This is a genomic window from Thauera aminoaromatica S2, assembly GCF_000310185.1.
Lineage (GTDB): Bacteria > Pseudomonadota > Gammaproteobacteria > Burkholderiales > Rhodocyclaceae > Thauera > Thauera aminoaromatica.
In genome coordinates this window covers 1-19351 of record NZ_AMXD01000076.1, presented here as the reverse complement: position 1 = coordinate 19351, position 19351 = coordinate 1, and the positions used below count along the sequence as shown (strand labels likewise).

Here is a 19351-nt window from a genome sequence, read left to right as displayed (position 1 = left end):
GGATCGGGATCGGCAGCCGATACAGGGCGAGCAAGGCCTCGTCGCCGGCTTCGCCCGCGGTGGCGCCCGCCGCGAGGGCGCGCAGGCGCTCGACCTCCGCGCCGAAGCCCAGCGCCGCGATCTCGCCGAGCACGGCGGGGTCGCGCGCGAGCCTGTCCCAGCGCGCACGCCCGTCGAGCGAGGGGCAATGGCCGATCAGCACGACCTCGACCGGCGCCAGCCGCCGCGCCGTGGGACGTGCATCGAGCTCGATGCGCTTGTCGGCGAGCAGCACCGCCTCACTCCTGCTCGATGGTCTCGACCGAGAGGACCAGTTCCTCGATGGCGATGTCGCCGCCGCCCTTGGCGGTGAGCGTCGGGCCGGTCCACTTGATCGGCATCGCGCCGCGCAGCTTCCAGCTCACCACGGTGCCGGCGCGATCCTCGGATTGCAGCTTGACGACGATGTCGCGCTTGACCTGGGCGAGCTTGCCGGTGCGCCCGAGCTCGAGCCACTCGTAGAGGTTCTGCGCGCCGATCACGCCGCGCTTGAGGGTCACGTCTCCCGCCTTGTGGATGCCGGGTACCTTGCGCACGTAATTCACGCGGTCGTTTCCGGCACGGTACTCGGCGACCGTGATCTCGGCGTTGAGGCCCGAGACCTCGGAGAAGCCGGCCTGCACCTCTTCGCCTTGCCCGGGTTCGAGGTCGACGAGGAAGTTGAATGCCGAATACGGGGTTTCGCGAAACACGGCCATGACGATCTCTCCTTGTCTCAGGCGTCGGCGGTCTTCTGACCGATGCGGAAGATGACGAATTCGGCGGGCTTGAGCGCGGCGACGCCGACGAGGCACACCATGCGGCCGTTGTCGATGTCGTTCTGGGTCATCGTCGAGCGGTCACAGCGCACGAAGAAGGCCTCCTTCGGCGTGGCGCCCAGCAGGCGACCGTTGCGCCATTCGGCGAAGAGGAAGTCCTCCACGCTGGAACGGATGTTGGCCCACAGTGCCTCGCCGTTCGGCTCGAACACCGCCCACTGGGTGGATTTCTCGATCGAGCGCTCGAGATAGAGGAAGTAGCGCCGCACGTTGACGTACTTCCATTCGGGATCGCTGGAGAGCGTGCGTCCGCCCCACACGCGGTGGCCGCGTCCGGCGAAGGAGCGCAGGCAGTTGATGCCGTTCGGATTGAGGAGCTCCTGCTGGAAGGCGTTGATCTGCTGGTCGAAGCGCAGCGCACCCATGACGATCTCGTTCGCGGGCGCCTTGTGCACGCCGCGGTCGACATCGGTGCGCGCATACACGCCGGCGATGAAGCCGGCGGGCGGCACCGTGATGTCGCGCCGGGTGCGGGTCGGGTCGGGGATCACCACCCAGGGGTGGTAGAGCGCGAGGCGGGAGTCGTCGAAGTTGCCGGCGAAGGCGCGCAGCTCGCCGAGGCTCTGCCCGGCGCGCGCGTCCACGATGCCGATGCGGTAGCGCATGCGCCGGCAGTGCTTCTGCACCTCCATGACGACCGCCTTGTGCACGTCCTCGGCGCTGCCCGCGGCTGCGGGCGTCATCACGATGGCGACGTCCTCGACGTCCTCGAGCGCCTTCAGTCCGGTGCTGCCCTTGGTCTCGTCGGCTTCGCCGGCGTAGTCGATCGCGCCCGGCTCGTCGCCGTCGCTGCCGCCCTCGAGCTCGATCAGGTAGCGCGGTTCGTCGAGCGAGGCCTCGCCCGGGTCGCGCGCGGCGGGGGCACAGATGGACAGCAGCGCGGCGAGGATCGCGTCATCGGTCGCGTTCGCGGCGAGGCGGCAGGCGACCGGCGAGCTCAGCGCCTCGGCGCGACGGTCGGGTGTGACCGCAAGCCCGGCGGCGAGGCTGGTCGGCCCCGTGGCGGCGGTCGTCAGGCCGGGGTAGGTGCGGATCACTTCGCCGTCCTTGCCGCCGTTGCGCACATCGACGTCGAAGCTGCGCAGCACGAACAGCGCGCGCGCGGCACCGGGCGCCGCGGCGAGTGCGGCGAGGGGCAGCGTGACGGCTTCGGCGAGGCCCGGATTGAGCGCGGGTGTGGCCGTGAAGACCTCGCCCGCGGCATTCAGTGTGCCGCGCACTGCCTTGCGGCTGCCCCAGCCCGCACCGCCGGTGAAGGCGGCGAGATCGACGACCTCGGCCAGGCGCAATTCGGCCGGCGTGCCCGCCGCCAGTGCGCCGGATGCGGGCGGACGCGCGAACACGCGGGTGAGCCTCGCGCCGGCGGGCAGCTGGGCCGGGATCAGGCTGGTGATCTGGTTTGCCGCGAGCGCCGCGGGGGCATCCTCGTCGGCCCTCGACACGATCGTGGCGCGCCCGTCCTGGATCGCCAGGTTGGCGCCGTCGAGCCGGACGATGGCCCGCAGGTCGACCGGGAAGGCCGCGTCGTCGATCGGACCGGCTGCCTTCGCGGCGAGCGACACGCCCCGCGCCTCGAGGAAGTAGAGCGCGCCTGCGCGGGCACTTGCCGCGGTCTCGCTGCGCAGCAGGTTCTCGCTGTCGCGCCAGCGCAGCTCGAGGGTGTACCGTCCCATCCGGCCCGGAAAGCGGCTGAAGAACCTCAGCGTGTTTCCGGCGTCGGCCTTCATGGCGGCACCGGGCCACACGCCGGCCGCGTCCGCCGCGAGGCCGTTGACGCCCTGCATGACGCGGGCGACGAAGAGCTGCTTGCCGCCGTTGTCGAAGAAGGCGCGCGCCGCGTGCGCGGTGTGGTTGAGCACGGCCTCGCCGTCCGCGCCGAAGGCCAGGTCGTGCGCGTCGCCGTAGATGCGTTCGAAGTCCGCGTAGCTCGTCAGCACCTCGGGGAGACCGCGGAGCGGGCCGCTGCGGGTGGGGCCCACCAGCGCGGCGACGCTGGTGCCGACCCCCTCGATGGATTTGTTGCGGAAGCTCGTCTCTTCGACAAAGACGCCTGGAGCGAGGTACTCGGGCATGTCGCTTCTCCTTCGTTGCCGGTGAGGCCTGTCCACCCGGCGGGTCAGGGAAACCGCAGGACGAGGGCTTCCCGTCCCGGGCTGGCCAGGGTGGCGATGCGCCCGGGCGCAATGTCCACCACGAGTTGTGTCTTGAATGCGCCGTCGCCGCTGCCGTTGCCGCGGATGCGCGCGACGGGGAGGGTGTCGGGGTTGGTGCCGGCGGCGGCGGCGCGCACCTCCAGCAGGCCGGGGTAGCTCGCCGCCGGGGCGTCCTTGGTGAGCGCCGGGAGCCGCTCGAGCGCCAGCCGGAACTCGCCGCGCGCGTCGCTCTGGGCGACAAAGTCGAAGGGGGGGGCCAGCGGCGGGGTCACGCGGAGCGCGAGCAGGGCCCAGGGCACCGCGCTGCCGTCCTCGAGTGCGGTGCGTCCGACGAGCCCGCCAGCGCGACCGAAGCGCGTGCCGAGCGGCGAGCGGTACAGCCGCAGCTTGTGAGCGGTGCGGCGACCGGCATCGAGCGCGAAACGACGCGGCAGGTAGTGCCCCGCGGGGTCGAGCAGTGCTCCGCTGAGCGCATAGAGCGGCTCGTCCGGAGGCTGCAGTGCCCCCGCGTCCGCTTCACCGTCGATCACCTGCCGCAGCCCGGCCGGCACGCGGCGCCACAGGGCCGTGCCGGTGTTCTTGTGGACCAGCTCGAGATCGGCCGGCGCGTCGTCGAACTGGATGCGGAACGCGCGCACGCACACCGGCCGCCGTGCTCCCCCTTGGGCGCCGCTCGCGTCTTCCCATTCGATGAAGTCGCTGGCATGCAGCACGAGGGTCTCGACGATCATCGCGCGCTCCCGTCGGGCACGTGCATCGGGAAGACGAGGGTCTTCACCGGCGGTCCCTCCTCGCGCTCGAGATCGGGGGCGAGACGCACGGTCTTTACCAGGTAGGGGGCGGACAGCCGGTAGTCGTCCGGCAGGCTGTCCCACAGCCGCATCAGGTCCTCGGTGCTCATCTCCTCCGGGAGCACCTGCACAACGTCCTCGGACCCCCAGTCCGGATCCGCGAGGCTCATGTCGGCGCTCTCGAGCACGAGCCCGGCGCCGATGATCTGGATCGCGGCGGCGAGGTATTCGATCTCCTGCTCGGTGTGCGTGCACCAGGCCACCAGCAGCACGTGCAGATTGACCGGAAGTTCCGGGCGGGGAAGGTGGCGTCCCGGCTGCGGCGGAAGGTGGCGGTTGCGGCTGAAGGGATCGACCGAGATGCGATGCAGATAGAGCCCCAGCGTGTCGGTGTTGGCCTGCGGCTTGCCGGCGAGCGTCTGCGAACCCAGGATCTCGACTTGCGGGTTGCCGCCGAGGCGCACGGCCATGCGGATCGCCAAGCGTTCCCGCAATGCCCGCAAGGCCGACAGGATTCCGAGATGCGACGCCACGCTTACCTCGCTTCGAGGCCGGAGCCTTGGGGGGACGGCGTTGCCGGGTGCAGATCACCGATCAGGAAGGGACCGGCCTGTTCTGCGATTCACTCTGAAACGTGGCACATCGCGCGAAGCGCGCTAAAGGACGAAATGTAAGTAAATGTTTTCAGAGCGGCCTCGCCCGGCCGGGACCTGCATCCGGGCGGGCGTTCGTGCCCACGGCCGGGAAGGTGTCGCGCCGCGGCCGCGCGAAGCTTCAACCGGCTCCGCCGGTGCTGCGCCAGGCGACCTGAGCAAGCCGGGCCCCGAGCCGAGGCCGCAGGCGCACGGTGACGTCGGTTTCGCCCTGGGCGGCTTGACGATCCTGCTCGAGCCGCTTGCCGGACCCGGCGGCGGCCCGGACCAAAAGGCAGGGCGTCATTGCGCCGTGCTCGGGGAAGTTCACGAAGGCTGCCCGCGCAGAGATCGTCGAGGAGCGGCCCTGCCGGCACGATGCCCGTCGGGTTCAGCGCCAGGATGGAGTAATACCCGGCCTTGATGTGATCGGCTCGCGTGCTGCCGGCAAACGCGGGCAGCGCCAGCAAGCGGCGCAGGTAGGCCATCATGTTCGGATCGGCGGAGAGCGGGCGCAGGTTGATGTCGTTGTGTGCCATGGCGCCGAAATCGCTGTTCAGGATCTGCAGGATGTCGGCAGACTCGTTCTTGACGATGGTGTGGCGCGACCGGTCCCGCAGTACGGGCACGGTTGCACGTCCCATGTAGGCCGGGTCCGCGCGGGTGTACAACTCGTGCATGTGATGCGCAGCCTTGACGTCGTCGAGGTCGGTGCCGAGCTCTCCGCTGAAGGCCCAGCCCTGTCCGGCGGATGGACTGTTCCGCCGAGCGCAACGACCGCGGCGATCTGCGCGGCCTCACCAGCCCGGCGGCGGCGCGGCGAAGCGTTCGGCGAGGAAGTCGACCAGCGCGCGCACCTTGGGCGGGACGAACTTGCGCGTCGGGTACAGAGCATAGATGCCGAGCGTGACGGATCGATATGCGGGCATCAGCTCCACCAGCGCGCCCGCCGCCAGATCTTCGGCAACCAGGAATCCGGGCTGCAGGATCACCCCTTGGCCGGCGAGTGCCATCGCGCGGCAGGTGTCGCCGCTGTTGGTGTGTACGGCGGGTCTCGTGCGCACGCTCACGCGGCCGTCCGGTCCGTCGAACTGCCACTCGTCGCCTCCGGACCAGTAGCTGTAGGCGATGACCGTGTGGCTGGCGAGGTCTGCCGGCAGCCGGGGCGCGCCATGGGCTGCCAGATAGGCGGGCGCGGCGCACAGCACGATGCGCGTGCGGGCGAGCTGCCGGCAGACGAGGGTGGAACTGGGCAGCGCAGCGATCCGGATCGCGATATCGAAGCCTTCCTCGACGAGATCGACGGTACGGTCCGCCAGCGTCACCTCGAGCCGCACCTGCGGGTGCAGGTCCCGGAACGCGCCCCACAGGGGCGCGAGGTGCCGGATGCCGAAGGTGACCGGGGCGTTGATGCGCAACAGCCCGCGTGCCGCGCCACTGCGCGAATGCAGCTCGGCTTCCGCTTCCTCGAGCCCGGCGAGCACTTCCCGGCTGCGGGCGTAGAAGCGTTCGCCGTCCTCGGTCAATGACAGGCGCCGGGTGGTGCGGTGGAGCAGGCGCACACCGAGTCGCGTCTCCAGTTCGCCCACATAGCGCGAGGCGGTCGCCTTCGACAAGCCGAGCGCCTCGGCCGCGCCCACGAAGCTGCCGGCATCGACCACCGCGCAGAAGGTCTGCATCTCGACAAATCGGTCCATTGTCTCTTCATGTGGAACAGTTTCTCGTCTGGATGGCTGTTTATCTCAATCGTGATGACCCGTAAAGTGTTGCAATGGTCAGTTCATCGCAACAGGACGCCAGACCAGCACAAGGCGGCGGAACCTGCGGAGAAACACCATGACGCCTGGCCCGCTCGAGCGCCTGTTGCCCACCTACGCCGGCTGGGCCGCGCACGCGCTGCGTATCCGGGCCCCCGGGGGCCCGGGACGACAGCGGCCGGTCGGCCCGCGTCATCGCCGTCCATCTGGAGACCTCTGATGCAAATGCTGCCTACCCTGTTCGTCTCGCACGGCGCGCCCACCTTCGCGCTCGACCCCGGCCTCGCCGGCGCGAATCTCGCCACGCTCGGCCGCCGGCTGCCGCGTCCGCACGCGGTGCTGGTGGCGTCGCCGCACTGGATGACGCGCCAGCCGCAGGTCACGCTGTCGCTTCGGCCCGCGACCATCCACGATTTCGGCGGCTTCGATGCGACCCTCTACACGCTGCAGTACCCGGCCGAAGGCGCCCATCTCGCTGCGCGCCGTGCGCTCGAACTGCTGCAGGCGGCGGGTCTGCCCGCCACCCCGAATGCCGATCGCGGCCTCGACCACGGTGCCTGGGTGCCCCTGTCGCACCTTTACCCCAAGGCCGACATCCCGGTGTTTCAGGTATCGCTGCCGGAATGGCTCGACGCCGATGGCGCCTACGACTACGGGCGGGTGCTCGCGCCGTTGGCAGGCGAAGGCGTGCTGATCGTGGGCTCGGGCAGCCTGACCCACAACCTGTACGAGTTCCGCCTCGGTGATCCACGCGCCCAAGCCTATGCAGCGGAGTTCGCGCACTGGGTGCGTGACGCGGTGCTGGCGGGCGACCACCCGCGCCTGCGCCAGGCGCTCGAGATCGCACCGCACGCCCGCCGTGCGCATCCCACCGCCGAGCATTACCTGCCGCTGCTGGTGGCCGCCGGCGCGGCGGCGCAGGCCGTGCCCGCGAGCGTCATCGAAGGGGGCATCGTGCATGGCGTGCTGTCGATGGATTCCTTCCTGTTCGGTGCCGACCTCGCCGCGATGAAGGGTGCCGACGCAAACCAGGCATTGGCCGACTGAGGCGCGACCATGTCCGATCAGGATCTCATCGTTCAACAAGCGTCCGCCCCGGCGGCGCGCTTGATCCTGCTTTTCCATGGTGTGGGATCACGCCCCGAGGATCTCGTGCCGCTCGGCCGCCTGCTCGCCGAGGCCGACCCGGGCGCCTGGGTGGTCAGCGTGCGCTCACCCGACCCCAGCGACCTGGGCGGCGGCTGGCAGTGGTTCTCGGTACGCGGGGTGACCGAGGACAGCCGCCCGGCGCGTATCGCCGAGGCCATGCCATCGTTCGTGCGCCTGGTGCGCGACTGGCAGGCGAGGGCAGGGGTGGATGCCGCCGCCACCACGCTGGTCGGCTTCTCGCAGGGTGCGATCATGGCGCTGGAGTCCACCCAGTTGCCGGAAACGGTCGCCGCGCGCGTCATCTCGATCGCCGGCCGCTTTGCCTTGCCACCGCGCATGGCGCCGGCGAACACGCAGGTGCATCTGCTGCACGGCGAGCAGGATCCGGTGATCGATGCGCGCTACAGCCTGATGGCCGCCGAGACGATGCAGGCGCTCGGTGCGGCCGTCAGCGTCGAGTTCTTCCCGGATCTGGGGCATGGTGTGGATGCTCGCGTCGCCGGTCGCGTGAAGGCCTTGGCTGCCTGAGTGGCCCGGCGCTGCTCCATGGGGCATGGATGCGGTAGCGAACAGCGTGTCCGGAAACGAAAAAACCCACCGCTTCGGGTGGGTTTTCATGCTTGCAGCGCACCTTTCGGGACTCTTCCGACGTTGGCCGGGTCCCGTCGGGACATCGAATCGATGGGGCGACATACCGGAATCGAACCGGTGACACCTGGAGCCACAATCCAGTGCTCTACCAACTGAGCTAATGCCGCCACTGTGGGACCCCGGAAAACCGGAATCCCGAAAAACTTTTCCTGGCCTGCCCGGCAGGGATCGAACCTGCAACCCCCGGCTTAGAAGGCCGGTGCTCTATCCAATTGAGCTACGGGCAGCTTCCGGCGGGCAGTCGGGATGTGAGCTGGTCGGGGTGGAGGGATTCGAACCCCCGACATCTTGCTCCCAAAGCAAGCGCGCTACCGGACTGCGCTACACCCCGAGAGCCGCGAACTATACAGATGCCTTTTTCGTTCGTCAAACAAAATTCGCGCGTCGCAAAAAAAACCGGAATCACGCGCTGGCGTGGCTTCCGGGGCGCGGCCCGGCGTTTTTCGCTGCATCGCGGCGGGCGCGCACCACACGCAGCAGGTTGGCGAAGAGCCAACCGAACTCGACCGCCAGCACGACGCCGGCGAGCGGGGCGAGCACCGGCACGAAGACCGCGACGCAGAGCGTGGCGAGACTCGTGGTGCGCACGCGCAGCTGGCGGCGGATCGGGGTGTCGGGCAGCAGCTTCTTCATGTTCGGTGCCTTGAGCCCGGCCTGGGTGAGGTGCAGCCAGGCGAGGAAGGGCACGATCTTGTAGAGCATCGCGGTGATGGTGCCGCCGAAACCGCCGTGCAGGATCAGCACGCCGGCGAGGATCGGCCAGCAGTCGGCGTCGGACCACAGCGAGATCGCCAGCACCAGGACGCCGGCGAGCGCCGAGTACATGGCCTCGCGGAAGGCGAGGAAGGGCGTGTCGGGCTTGCTGCGCCGCGAGTGTGCCTGCAGGTACAGCGTGGTGCCCGCGTAGCCGGCGCCGAGCAGCCCGAGTGCGAGGATGGCGATGAAGCGCGCGGCATCGATTGCGAGATACTCGGCGAGGGTCCACAACACGAGGGTGGCGGTGACCGCCGGTGCCCACAGCGTGGTGAAGCGCTGCGGGTAGGCAGCGGTGATCTGGAACATCGGTACCACGACCCAGCTCGCGGCGGCGAGCAGCACTGCGGCCCAGCCCATCCAGCCCCAGCCGGCGTGCAGGTTCACCACGGTCGGCAGCGGCACCGGCAGGGCGACGCCGCGCGTGAGCACGAGCACCAGGCTGAAGCCGAGGACCGCGGTCACGACGAGGCCGGCGAAGGCCATGCGCAGATCGCGCGGGGTGCGGGTGTTGTTGCCCGTGCGTGCGCCGCGGCTGAGGCCCAGCGCGGCGGCGGAGAGGAACACGAAGAGTCCGCCCACGAGCAGCACGGCGCCGCCGAGCAGGACGCCGGGTGCGCCGGCACCCAGTCCGAAGGCGAGCCCCGCGGCGCCGAGCGCCATCGCCAGGTGAGTGATGCCGGCGATGCGCAGCGGCGCGGGCATGCTCGCGCCCGCCACCACCGGCATGACCTGCAGCAACGCGCCGAGCATCACCTGCAACATGAAGCCGGCGGCGAAGAGGTGCGTGATGGCGAGTGCGCCGGGCGTCCACCGCGAGACGAGGATCTCGCCGCCAAAGATCAGCGTCAGCCCCGCCGCCACGCCGAAAAGCGGGGCGGTGAGGAAGAAGCGGATCGGTGCCGAGAACGGCGGCGTGTCGTCGTAGGAGAGGCCCGGCCCCATCATCGCTGGCGGATCCGGATCCGGATCTCGACCGCGCCGTCGTCGCGGAAGGCCTCGGCGTGGCGGTAGCCGTCGCGATCGAGGATGCGTAGCAGCGGGTGCGGCATGCGGTCGAGGATGAGCAGCATTTCCTCGTCCTTGCCGAGGGCCATCAGGCCCTCCATGGCACGCTCGAAGGGCTCGGGCGGCTCGAGGCCGCGGGCATCGACGACACGTCCGCTCATGCTGCGCGGGCCTCGCCGAGGTGCTTGCCGACCGAGGCCGACAGGCGCTCCTGCTCGTCGCCGGGCAGGCGGCTGTCGAGCATCGGGTAGATCACGCTCTCTTCTTTCATGTTGTGCTGCTGCATCATGATCAGCAGCGTCTCGGCCTCGCCGGCGAAGTCGTCGGCGTCCTGCTTGTCGAGGGCGTACTGCAGGGCGGCCAGGGTGTCGCGCATGTTCTGGTGTTCATGGCGCATCACCATGGTGGGACCTTGCGTCATGCCCGTCGCCTGCTCGAAGGCGGGAAAGAGGGTGCTCTCCTCGGCGTCGAAGTGGGCGTTGAGCGCGTCCGCGAACTTCTTCAGCGCTTCGGCAGCGTCGGCCCAGTCGCCGTCGGAGGCGAGCTCCTCGGCGCGGGCGAAGATGCCGTCGCAGTCGCGGTGGTCGTGGGTCATGAGTTCGGAAATGGTATTCATCGGAGTCTCCTCTCTGGCGGGTGTATCGAATTCTCCGCAGGGGGCGACAAACGGCATTGATGCAGGTCAAGGGCATTCCGACTGCGTTGGATTGACAACTGTTTGCCGTGCATCAAAGTCCGCATCGCTTGGGCGGCACGGCGCTTGCAGGCACAATGCGCGCTTTTTCGCAGGGGACGCGGGTGGTCCGGACGAGGCGGTCGGGCGGGGCGGAGAACGGCTGCAAGGGCGGCTCGACGAGCGGCTGGGTACGGGTGTTCGTGCCGTTCGCGCTCGGTTATTACCTGTCCTACCTGCTGCGCACGGTCAACGCGGTGATCTCGCCGCGGCTCACCGACGAGCTCGGCCTGTCGGCGGCCAGCCTGGGCCTGCTGACCAGCGCGTATTTCCTCGCCTTCGGCGCGGCGCAGATTCCGGTCGGGATCGCGCTCGACCGCTTCGGTCCGCGGCGGGTGGAGGCCGCGCTGCTGTTGCTCGCGGCGCTCGGCAGCGCGCTGTTCGCCATGGCCGACTCGCTCGGCGCGCTCGCGGGCGCACGCGCCATGGTGGGCCTGGGGGTGTCGGCTTGCCTGATGGCGGCGCTGAAGGGGTTCACGCTGTGGTATCCGCCCGAGCGCCAGAGCTCGATGATCGGTTTCATCATGGCCTCGGGCTCGCTCGGCGCGCTCACCGCCAGCGTGCCGCTCGCGGCGGTGCTGCCGGTGCTGGGCTGGCGCGGGGCGTTCTGGATCATCGCCGCGGTGTCCCTGTTTGCCGCGGTGCTGGCGCTGCGCGCGCTGCCCGATTCGCCAGCGGCGCGTAGCGAGGCCTCGCTGGCGGCCGCGCTGCGCGTCGTGGCGGGCATCTTCGCCGCGCCCGCCTTCCTGCGCCATGCGGCGGCCTCGGTGTTCTTCGTCGGCGGCTTCATGGCGCTGCAGAGTCTGTGGGTCGTGCCGTGGGTGATGAACGTGAACGGCTTCGACATCGCCGGTGCGGCGACGGTACTGGTGGCCCTCAACCTCGGCAACCTCGCCGGACAGCTCGCGGTGGGCGTGTTCGGCGTGCGCCTGGCGCGCGCCGGAGTCCAGCCGCTCGGCCTGCTGCGCGCGGGCTACGGCATGATGCTGGTGGTGCAGGCGCTGATCCTGTGGTCCGACCTGCCGGTGCTCCCGCTGTGGACCGCATTCGGCCTGCTCACCGCGGCCAACTCGCAGATCTACCTGTCGGCGGCGCGCGCCTTTCCGCCCGCGCTGTTCGGCCGTGTCAGCACCGCGCTCAACCTGATGGCGTTCGCCGGCGCCTTCTGCGTGCAGTGGGGCTTCGGCATCGGCCTCGATCTCATGCGAGGCATGGGTGTGGAGCTTGCGCGCGCGCTGGCCTGGGGCTTCGGAGCCTTGCTCGCGCTGCAGGCGCTCGCCTATCTGCCGCTGCTCGGACGCCCGGCGGCGAGGCCGTCCAAGGGCGAGGCTTGAATGCCCGCATGGACCGTCTCACCGTGTTGCGTGTGCACAGCTTCCTTACCCGAGCGCCACAAAGCGGCGCAAAATAACGCCCGGCCGGGCTCCGGCGCATGCCAGGCGGGCTCCCGCCGCATGATGTCCGGGCAGTTCCGGCGACGAATTCATCCTGATGGAGTTTCCCATGTCTGAACCCACGACCGACTCGACCGTGCAGCCGCCTCGGCGCAAGGGGCTGCGTCGGACGTTGTGGACGGTCGCGATCCTGCTCGCGCTCTCGGCCACCGCTTACCTCGCCGTGCCGCCGGTGGCGCGGCACTACGCGCAGAAGCTGCTCGGCGAGACGCTCGGGCGCGAGGTCGTCGTCGAGCGCGTGCTGATCAACCCCTTCCGCCTTACTGCCGAGGTGGGCGGACTGCGCATCATGGAGGCCGATGGCAGCGCCGAGGCGCTCGGCTTCGAATCGCTGCGCGCCAACCTCGAGCTCGAGTCGCTGCTGCGCAAGGGCATCGTGCTGCACGAGCTCGCCCTCGACAAGCCGCGCGTCCATGTCGCGCTCGAAGCCGAGGGTCGCCACAACTGGACGGACGTGCTCGAGCGCATCGCCGCGCTCGGTAGCGAGGAACCCGCCGAGGACACGCCGCCGACGCTGTTCTCGATCGGCAACATCCGCATCAGCGACGGCCTTGTGCGCGTCGACGACCGCGTGCGCGGCATCACCCACGAGCTCTCCGAACTGGGCGTCGGCGTGCCCTTCGTCTCCAACCTGCCGGTGCGGGTGGATGTCTTCGTGCAACCCTCGCTCTCGGCCAAGCTCAACGGCGACGCGCTGCTGCTCAACGCGCGCACCAAGCCCTTCGCCGAATCGCAAGAAACCATCCTCGACGTCTCGCTGAAGGAGTTCGACCTCACGCCCTGGATCGCCTACCTGCCGATCGAGCCGCGCTTCCGCCTTCCTTCGGCGCTGCTGACGACCAATCTCGAGCTCTCGTTCAGCCAGACGGTGGAGGGTGCGCCGGTGCTCTCCCTGCGCGGTCCGCTGCAGGTTCACAAGCTGGTGCTGCAGGATCGCGAGGGCGCGCCGGTCGCGACCGCGGACGAGGTGGAGCTCGAATTCGCCGACGTGCAGCCGATGATCGGGCGCTGGCACTTCACCCGGCTGCGCCTGGCACGTCCGGAGCTCGACCTGGTGCGGCTGAAGGACGGCGGGCTCAACGTGCTCGGGCTGATATCGCCTCCGGCCGCCGAAGGCGCCAGGAAGGCAAAGGGCAAGGCTGCGAAAGGGGGCAAGGCCGCCGCGCAGGTCGCGCAGAAGGCGGCTTCCGGACCGGCCGCGGGTGCAGCCCAGGCAGACGCAGGCGTCACCACGCCGGCCGCCCCGGCGGACGGCAAGACGGTGGCCGATGCCCGCGACGCAACCCCGGCCGGAGCGGATTTCCTGCTCGCGCTCACGCGCATCCGCGACGGGGTGGTGCGCTTCGAGGACCGCGGCCTGGCCGAGCCCTTCCGCGCGCGCATCGAGGCGATCAACCTCGACATGCGCGATCTCGCCACCGAGGGCGAGCTGCCGGCCGAGATCCGCCTCGATTACGTCACCGATGCCGGCGAGAAATTCACCCACGAGGACGTGCTGCGCCTGGCGCCCTTCGAGTACTCGGGCAGCCTGCAGTTCGAGTCGATCCGCCTGCCGCGCTATGCGCCCTACCTGGCGGCGGCGATGCCCGGCGCCTCGATCGGCGAGGGCAGTCTCAGCGGCGGTGCGCAATACCGCATGACGCTCGGCAAGGACGGCGCGCCGGCGGTGCAGGTCAGCGCCGAGGCGCTCGCACTGCGCGATTTCGCGCTGCTGCTGAAGGATGCGAAGACGCCGGCGCTGAGCCTGCCGGCGCTCGACGTGCGCAGCGCCACGGTCGACCTCGCCGGGCGCAGCGTGCGCATCGGCGGGGTGGCGCTCCAGGGGGCGGCGGTCTCCGCCGTGCGCACCAAGGATGGCGAGTTCGACCTCGTTAGGGCGCTCGTGCCGCCGCCGGCGAAGGGGGCAGCTTCCGCGCCGGCGGCCAAGGACAAGGCCGAGCCCGACTGGGTGATCGCGGTGGACAAGTTCGCGCTGCGCGGCGCCTCGGTGCGGCTGGACGATCGCAGCGTGGCGCGGCCGGTGCTCACCACGCTCGAGGGCATCGACTTCGAGCTCGACGGCTTCTCCACCGCGAAGGGCGACGCCATCCAGTTCAAGCTCGACTCCATGCTGAACAAGCGCGGCAAGGTGGCGGCCTCGGGGCCGCTGACGATCGCGCCGCTCAAGGCCGATCTCGCCCTCGATCTACGCAACGTCGACCTGCTGCCGCTGCAGCCCTACGTGCTCGAGCAGACCAAGATCGCGATCTCGCGCGGCAACCTCACCACCAAGGGCCGGCTCAAGCTCGACACCGACCGCCGCGGCAAGCTGCTCGCGAGCTTCAGCGGCGACGTCGGGGTGGCGAACTTCGCCTCGGTCGATCGCTTGAACGCGACCGACTTCCTGCGCTGGCGCACGCTCGCGATCGGTGGTATCGACGCGCGCCTTGAGCCCCTCTCGCTCGGCGTCAAGCGCATCGCGCTCGACGATTTCTACACCCGCCTGATCCTCGACAGCCAGGGCCGCCTGAACCTGCGCGAGATCGGCGGCGTCAAGGGTGAGTCCGAAGCGGCCGCGAAGCCGGCGGCTGCCGTCGCGCACACGAAGGAGGTCGAGCAGGGCGAGATGCAGGGTGGGGCGGCCGCCGACGGCCAGCGTACTGCCCCGATCGCGCCCCCAGGCCCGCCGCCCCCGCCGGTGCGCATCGACCGCATCGAGCTCAAGCGCGGCAACGTCGCCTTCAGCGACCGCTTCGTCCGCCCCAACTACGACGCCAACCTGACCGGGCTCGCCGGCACCATCACCGGCTTCTCCACGAGTTCGGACAAGCTCGCCAGGGTGGAGATCGTCGGCAAGGTGGACAAGAGCGCGCCGCTGTCGATCACCGGCGAGCTCAACCCCTTCCGCCAGGATGCCCACCTCGACATCCTCGCCTCGGTGAAGGATTTCGAGCTCACCGGGCTGTCGAGCTACTCCGGCAAGTACGTCGGCTACGGCATCGCCAAGGGCAAGCTGTCGGCGGAGCTCAACTACAAGATCATCGACCGCCAGCTCACCGCGACCAACCGCATTTTCCTCGACCAGCTCACCTTCGGTGACGCGGTGGACAGCCCGGATGCGGTGAACCTTCCGGTGCAGCTGGCGGTGTCGCTGCTCAAGAACAGCCGCGGCGAGATCGACCTCAACCTGCCGGTGAGCGGCACGCTCGACGATCCGCAGTTCAGCGTGTTCGGCCTGGTGATGAAGATGCTGTTCAACCTGATCGGCAAGGCGATCACCTCGCCCTTTGCGCTGCTCGGCTCGGCGCTCGGCGGCGGCGAGGAGCTCTCGCAGCTCGACCTCGCCGCGGGCACGGCCACCCTGGGCGAGGCGGAGCAGGGCAGGCTGAAGACGCTCGCGCAGGCGCTGGTCGATCGCCCCACCTTGCGCCTGGACATCGTCGGCCGTGCCGACCCCGCCTCCGACCTCGACGGCCTGCGCCAGGCGGCGCTGACCAACGCGGTGCGCGCGCAGAAGCTCAAGGCGATGATCGCCAAGGGTCAGGCCGCGCCTTCGATCGAGGAGGTCGAGGTGGGGGAGGCGGAGTACGCCGAGCTGCTGAAGAAAGCCTACCGTGCCGCCGACTTCAAGAAGGAGCGCAACCTGGTCGGCATGGTCAAGGACATTCCTGTGCCGGAGATGGAGGCGCTGATGCGCGCCAACGCGAAGGTCGGTGACGACGACTTGCTGGCTCTGGCGCGCGCACGTGCGCAGGTCGTGCGGGATTGGCTGGCGGGCGAGGGGGGCGTGCCCGGCGAGCGCGTCTTCGTGCTCGAGCCGAAGGTGGAGGCGCTCGGCGAGGGCGGCGAGGTGCAGTTCTCGCTACGCTGATCGGCCGTGAAAATCGCGACTTGCGTCGCTCCTACGGGAGGGTGTCCAGGCGTGACGCCTTCCCGACGCGGAGGTTTCCCACGCGCGTGCCGTTTCCTCCATGCGTGCGATGTCTTTTCCACGCTCGATGCTTTCTCCCCGCGCGACGTTTTCGTAGGAGCGACGCAAGTCGCGACGCCGCAGTCACGACGCCGCAGGAGCGACGCAAGTCACGATGCCGTAGGAGCGACGCAAGTCGCGATGCGGGCATTGACGCAGTGACGACCGACTTCACTCGCACGAACGCCCGAATGCGCCTTGCTGCCCTCAGAACATCCCCATCTCCAGCCGCGCGGCCTCGCTCATCATCTCGCGGCTCCACGGCGGGTCCCAGACCAGGCTGACCTCGGCATCGGCGACGCCGGGAATCTGCAACAGCTTGTCGCGCGCCTCTTCGGCGATCAGGGTGCCCATGCCGCAGCCGGGCGCCGTGAGGGTCATCGCCGCGGCGATACGGAACCTGCCGTCCGCCAGCGGCTCTGCCGTGCATGCATAGACCAGGCCCAGGTTCACGATGTCGATCGGGATCTCGGGGTCGTAGCAGGTGGCGAGTTGCGCCCACGCCGCCTGTTCGACGCGCTCTGCGGTCTGCTCGCCGTCCGCGTCGGCCGGCGGGGCTGCCGACAACTGCGGCTCGAGGCCGAGCGCGTCGGCGTTGCGCTCGTCGATGCGGTAGAGGTTGCCCCCGCACATCACCGTGATCGAGCCGCCCAGGCGCTGGGTCACCAGCGCGTAGGACCCCTCGGGGAGCGTCTCCGCCTTGCCCCAGGGCACGCTCACCGCCGCGCAGTCGCGCTGCAGCACGCGGGAATCGGTTTCGCCGTAGTGGTCGCCCATGATGTGCTCCTCGAGGTCTTATTCGGTGTGTGCGGTTTCGTGCTCGCCGACGAGCGCGTTGTGCAGGGTGTGCCAGGCGAGCGTGGCGCACTTGACCCGCGCGGGAAACTCCTTGACCCCGGAGAGCACTTCCAGCTTGCCGAAGTCGCGCGCCGGGTCGGCGGCCTCGCGGCCTTCGGTGAGCAGCGCGTGGACGTCGCGGAACAGCGCCTCGACCTCTGCGACCGGCTTGCCCTTGACCGCCTCGGTCATCAGCGACGCCGAAGCGGTGGAGATCGCGCAGCCGTGGCCGACGAAGCTCGAGTCGCGCACGATGCCGTCCTCGACCTGCAGGTACACCGTTAGCTGGTCGCCGCACAGCGGGTTGTGGCCGTCGGCGTGGTGATTGGCGGCGGGCAGCGGGCGGTAGTTCCGCGGGTTGCGGTTGTGATCGAAGATCACCTCCTGGTACAGCTCGCGCAGCGAATCCTGCATCCCGCTCATGCCACTCTCCCGTTGCCAGACGCCGTGCCGCCGCGCGTGCCGAACAGTTCCTGCGCCTTGTGGATCGCCGCGACCAGCGCGTCGAGGTCGGCGAGGCCGTTGTAGAGGCCGAGCGAGGCGCGCGCGGTGCCGGGGATGCCGAAGCGCGTCATCAGTGGCATCGCGCAGTGGTGCCCGGCGCGGATCGCCACACCCTCGGCGTCGAGGATGGTGCCGAGGTCGTGCGGGTGGATGCCGTCGACCAGGAAGGACAGGATGCCGGCTTTGCGCTCCGCGGTGCCGACCAGGCGTACCCCGGGGATGGCGGCGAGCGCGCGCGTGCCGTAGTCGAGCAGGGCCTGCTCGTGGACGTGGATGCGCGCGAGCCCGACGCCTTGGACGTAGTCGATCGCCGCAGCCAGCGCGATCGCCCCGGCGATGTTGGGCGTGCCGGCCTCGAAGCGCTGCGGCGGCGGGGCGAAGGTGGTGTTGTCGAAGGCGACGGTACGGATCATGTCGCCGCCACCCTGCCAGGGGGGCATGTGGCGCAGCAGCTCGGCGCGGCCGTAGAGCGCGCCGACGCCGGTTGGGCCGTAGAGCTTGTGGCCCGAGAAGGCGTAGAAGTCGCATCCGATCGCCTGCACGTCCACCGCCTGGTGGGCCACCGCCTGCGCGCCGTCCACGAGCACGACCGCGCCCATCTCGTGCGCGCGCCGCGTCATCTCGGCCACCGGATTGACCGTGCCGAGCGCGTTCGACACATGGGTGATCGCCAGCAGCCGCGTGCGCTCGCCGAGCAGGCCCGCGAAGGCCGCCATGTCGAGCTCGCCGTTGTCCCGCACCGGAATCACCTTGAGCACCGCGCCGGTCTGCTCGCACACGAGCTGCCAGGGCACGATGTTTGAGTGGTGCTCCATGGTGCTGAGCAGGATCTCGTCACCGGCCGCGAGCCGTGGCCGGCCCCAGCTCTGCGCCACCAGGTTGATCGCCTCGGTGGTGCCGCGGGTGAACACGATCTCGTCGGCGCGCGCGGCGTTGAGGAAGCGCTGCACCGTGGCGCGGGCGCCGTCGTAGAGTTCGGTGGCGTGCTGCGACAGCCAGTGCACGCCGCGGTGGATGTTGGCGTTGGACTCGCGGTAGAAGCGCGCCTCGGCCTCGATCACCGCGGCGGGCTTCTGCGTGGTGGCGCCGTTGTCCAGGTAGGCCAGGCGGCGGCCATGCAACGGCCGCGACAAGATGGGGAAGTCGGCGGCAAGGTCCAGGATGGGCGTCTGCGCGCCGGGGTCACACGGAGCGTTCACAGCAGTTCCTCCAGTCGGGCGCCATCGGGCAGGCGTTCGAGCAGCGCGGCGCGGCCGAACGCGCGCAGCGGCGCGTGGGCGATGCGGTCGAGCACCTCGGCGGCGAAGGCGTAGGTCAGCAGCTGGCGTGCGTGCACCGCGTCGACGCCCCGGCTGCGCAGGTAGAAGAGGGCGTCCTCGTCGAGCTGGCCGACGGTGGCGCCGTGGGCGCACTTGACGTCGTCGGCGTAGATCTCGAGCTCGGGGCGGGCGTCGGCCTCGGCCAGGCGGGACAGCAGCAGGTTGTCGCAGCGTTGCATGGCGTCGGTGCGCTGGGCGTCCTGGGCCACCAGGATGCGCCCGGTGAACACCCCGCGCGCGCTGCCGTCGATCAGGCCGCGATAGAACTCGCGGCTGGTGCCCTGCGGGCGGGCGTGGTCGATGCGGGTGTGGTGGTCGACATGGCGGCGGCCGTCGGCGTGGTAGAGGCCGTTCAGCAGCACCTCGGCGCCCTCGCCGGCGAGCCGGGTGCGGATGTCGTTGCGCGCCAGGCGGGCGCCGAAGGACAGCGAGTGCGAGGCGAACACCGCGCCGCGGGCCTGCTCAGCTTCGATCGTCGCCAGGTGGATGGCTTCGGGCGCCTCCTGCTGCAGCTTGAGGTGGGTGACGTGGCTGTCCTGCGCGGCGAGCACGCGGGTGACGGCGGTGGTCAGCGTGCTGCCGGCGGCGCCGGCCGGGTAGTGCTCGACGATCGTTGCCTGCGCGCCGGGCTCGGTGACGACGAGGTTGCGCAGGTGCTGGTCGGCGACGGTCGCGGTGAGGAAGACGAGGTGTATCGGCGGCTCCACGGCGACGCCGCGCCCCAGGCGGATCCAGGCGCCGTCGGCGGCCAGCGCGGCGTTGAGCGCGGCGGGGGCCTCGCCGTCGCCGGCCTGGCCGAAGGCG

17 protein-coding genes, 3 tRNA genes and 1 pseudogene are annotated in these 19351 nt (G+C 70.0%); 4 read left to right on the top strand and 17 right to left on the bottom strand.

The annotated features are described in order from the left end of the window. The 7 genes and pseudogenes from C665_RS12315 to C665_RS12290 all read right to left on the bottom strand — a co-directional run. A pseudogene (locus C665_RS12315) lies at window positions 1-274 on the bottom strand (hypothetical protein); the annotation flags it as partial. A 4-nt stretch (window positions 275-278) separates the two neighbouring features. Further along, window positions 279-737, bottom strand: coding sequence for a phage tail protein (locus C665_RS12310; protein WP_004311674.1), 459 nt, complete (start codon window positions 735-737; stop codon window positions 279-281). Window positions 738-754: 17 nt separating this feature from the next. Next, window positions 755-2929 carry a phage tail sheath family protein gene (locus tag C665_RS12305; RefSeq protein ID WP_004311672.1) on the bottom strand — a complete coding sequence of 725 codons (2175 nt, stop codon included), beginning with the start codon at window positions 2927-2929 and terminating at the stop codon, window positions 755-757. Window positions 2930-2973: 44 nt separating this feature from the next. Next, the gene (locus tag C665_RS12300) at window positions 2974-3741 is read right to left on the bottom strand and encodes a hypothetical protein (RefSeq protein ID WP_004311671.1); all 768 of its coding nucleotides are present in this window, start codon (window positions 3739-3741) and stop codon (window positions 2974-2976) included. Then, a complete protein-coding gene (locus C665_RS12295) occupies window positions 3738-4334 on the bottom strand; it encodes a Pvc16 family protein (protein WP_012585236.1) in 597 nt (198 codons plus the stop codon). The genes C665_RS12300 and C665_RS12295 overlap by 4 nt, the downstream gene beginning before the upstream one ends. A gap of 89 nt (window positions 4335-4423) precedes the next feature. Further along, window positions 4424-5113, bottom strand: coding sequence for a glutathione S-transferase family protein (locus C665_RS20970; RefSeq protein ID WP_157277050.1), 690 nt, complete (start codon window positions 5111-5113; stop codon window positions 4424-4426). Window positions 5114-5230: 117 nt separating this feature from the next. Then, complete coding sequence (locus C665_RS12290) at window positions 5231-6130, bottom strand: LysR family transcriptional regulator (RefSeq protein WP_012585237.1); 900 nt, start codon at window positions 6128-6130, stop codon at window positions 5231-5233. A gap of 279 nt (window positions 6131-6409) precedes the next feature. On the opposite strand from C665_RS12290, the gene C665_RS12285 reads away from it, so the two are divergent. Together C665_RS12285 and ypfH are read left to right on the top strand one after the other, a co-directional pair. Beyond that, entirely contained in the window at window positions 6410-7237 is an 828-nt protein-coding gene (locus C665_RS12285) for a dioxygenase family protein (protein ID WP_004311667.1), read from the top strand. A gap of 9 nt (window positions 7238-7246) precedes the next feature. Next, a complete protein-coding gene (gene ypfH / locus C665_RS12280; RefSeq protein ID WP_004311665.1) occupies window positions 7247-7867 on the top strand; it encodes an esterase in 621 nt (206 codons plus the stop codon). Between the two features lie 154 nt (window positions 7868-8021). On the opposite strand, the gene C665_RS12275 is transcribed toward ypfH, so the two are convergent. The 6 genes from C665_RS12275 to C665_RS12250 all read right to left on the bottom strand — a co-directional run bounded on the left by C665_RS12275 (window position 8022) and on the right by C665_RS12250 (window position 10367). Then, window positions 8022-8097 (bottom strand) — tRNA-His (locus C665_RS12275). A gap of 43 nt (window positions 8098-8140) precedes the next feature. Then, window positions 8141-8217, bottom strand: a tRNA-Arg gene (locus C665_RS12270). Between the two features lie 27 nt (window positions 8218-8244). Next, window positions 8245-8321: transfer RNA gene (locus C665_RS12265), tRNA-Pro, on the bottom strand. A gap of 71 nt (window positions 8322-8392) precedes the next feature. Beyond that, window positions 8393-9691, bottom strand: a complete 1299-nt coding sequence (locus tag C665_RS12260) for a hypothetical protein (RefSeq protein ID WP_004311663.1) — start codon at window positions 9689-9691, stop codon at window positions 8393-8395. Further along, window positions 9688-9912, bottom strand: a complete 225-nt coding sequence (locus C665_RS12255; RefSeq protein WP_004311662.1) for a DUF2249 domain-containing protein — start codon at window positions 9910-9912, stop codon at window positions 9688-9690. Before C665_RS12255 ends, C665_RS12260 begins: the two co-directional genes overlap by 4 nt. Next, the gene (locus C665_RS12250) at window positions 9909-10367 is read right to left on the bottom strand and encodes a hemerythrin domain-containing protein (protein ID WP_004311660.1); all 459 of its coding nucleotides are present in this window, start codon (window positions 10365-10367) and stop codon (window positions 9909-9911) included. Before C665_RS12250 ends, C665_RS12255 begins: the two co-directional genes overlap by 4 nt. Before the next feature lie 182 nt (window positions 10368-10549). Between C665_RS12250 and C665_RS12245 the strand changes: the two genes are divergently transcribed. Both C665_RS12245 and C665_RS12240 read left to right on the top strand, forming a co-directional pair. Next, window positions 10550-11818: an MFS transporter gene (locus tag C665_RS12245; RefSeq protein WP_245537167.1), complete on the top strand. Its 1269-nt coding sequence runs from the start codon at window positions 10550-10552 to the stop codon at window positions 11816-11818. Between the two features lie 169 nt (window positions 11819-11987). Continuing rightward, window positions 11988-15788 carry a DUF748 domain-containing protein gene (locus C665_RS12240; protein WP_040829161.1) on the top strand — a complete coding sequence of 1267 codons (3801 nt, stop codon included), beginning with the start codon at window positions 11988-11990 and terminating at the stop codon, window positions 15786-15788. Between the two features lie 306 nt (window positions 15789-16094). Here the strand turns inward: C665_RS12240 and sufT are convergent, their stop codons facing one another. From sufT to sufD, 4 genes are all read right to left on the bottom strand, one after another. Continuing rightward, window positions 16095-16664, bottom strand: a complete 570-nt coding sequence (gene sufT / locus C665_RS12235) for a putative Fe-S cluster assembly protein SufT (RefSeq protein WP_004311654.1) — start codon at window positions 16662-16664, stop codon at window positions 16095-16097. Window positions 16665-16682: 18 nt separating this feature from the next. After that, window positions 16683-17147 carry a Fe-S cluster assembly sulfur transfer protein SufU gene (sufU, locus tag C665_RS12230; RefSeq protein ID WP_004311652.1) on the bottom strand — a complete coding sequence of 155 codons (465 nt, stop codon included), beginning with the start codon at window positions 17145-17147 and terminating at the stop codon, window positions 16683-16685. Further along, window positions 17144-18427, bottom strand: coding sequence for a cysteine desulfurase (locus tag C665_RS12225; RefSeq protein ID WP_004311650.1), 1284 nt, complete (start codon window positions 18425-18427; stop codon window positions 17144-17146). The genes sufU and C665_RS12225 overlap by 4 nt, the downstream gene beginning before the upstream one ends. Then, window positions 18424-19351 (bottom strand): Fe-S cluster assembly protein SufD (sufD, locus tag C665_RS12220; RefSeq protein WP_004311648.1); only part of this gene is annotated, 928 nt, incomplete at its 5' end. The genes sufD and C665_RS12225, both read right to left, overlap by 4 nt.

Bases quoted from the DNA above. Each gene is read 5' to 3' on its own strand.
- C665_RS12310 (WP_004311674.1), bottom strand. From the start codon at position 737: ATGGCCGTGTTTCGCGAAACCCCGTATTCGGCATTCAACTTCCTCGTC.
- C665_RS12305 (WP_004311672.1), bottom strand. From the start codon at position 2,929: ATGCCCGAGTACCTCGCTCCAGGCGTCTTTGTCGAAGAGACGAGCTTC.
- C665_RS12300 (WP_004311671.1), bottom strand. From the start codon at position 3,741: ATGATCGTCGAGACCCTCGTGCTGCATGCCAGCGACTTCATCGAATGG.
- C665_RS20970 (WP_157277050.1), bottom strand. From the start codon at position 5,113: ATGCACGAGTTGTACACCCGCGCGGACCCGGCCTACATGGGACGTGCA.
- C665_RS12290 (WP_012585237.1), bottom strand. From the start codon at position 6,130: ATGGACCGATTTGTCGAGATGCAGACCTTCTGCGCGGTGGTCGATGCC.
- C665_RS12285 (WP_004311667.1), top strand. From the start codon at position 6,410: ATGCAAATGCTGCCTACCCTGTTCGTCTCGCACGGCGCGCCCACCTTC.
- ypfH (WP_004311665.1), top strand. From the start codon at position 7,247: ATGTCCGATCAGGATCTCATCGTTCAACAAGCGTCCGCCCCGGCGGCG.
- C665_RS12260 (WP_004311663.1), bottom strand. From the start codon at position 9,691: ATGATGGGGCCGGGCCTCTCCTACGACGACACGCCGCCGTTCTCGGCA.
- C665_RS12255 (WP_004311662.1), bottom strand. From the start codon at position 9,912: ATGAGCGGACGTGTCGTCGATGCCCGCGGCCTCGAGCCGCCCGAGCCC.
- C665_RS12250 (WP_004311660.1), bottom strand. From the start codon at position 10,367: ATGAATACCATTTCCGAACTCATGACCCACGACCACCGCGACTGCGAC.
- C665_RS12240 (WP_040829161.1), top strand. From the start codon at position 11,988: ATGTCTGAACCCACGACCGACTCGACCGTGCAGCCGCCTCGGCGCAAG.
- sufT (WP_004311654.1), bottom strand. From the start codon at position 16,664: ATGGGCGACCACTACGGCGAAACCGATTCCCGCGTGCTGCAGCGCGAC.
- sufU (WP_004311652.1), bottom strand. From the start codon at position 17,147: ATGAGCGGGATGCAGGATTCGCTGCGCGAGCTGTACCAGGAGGTGATC.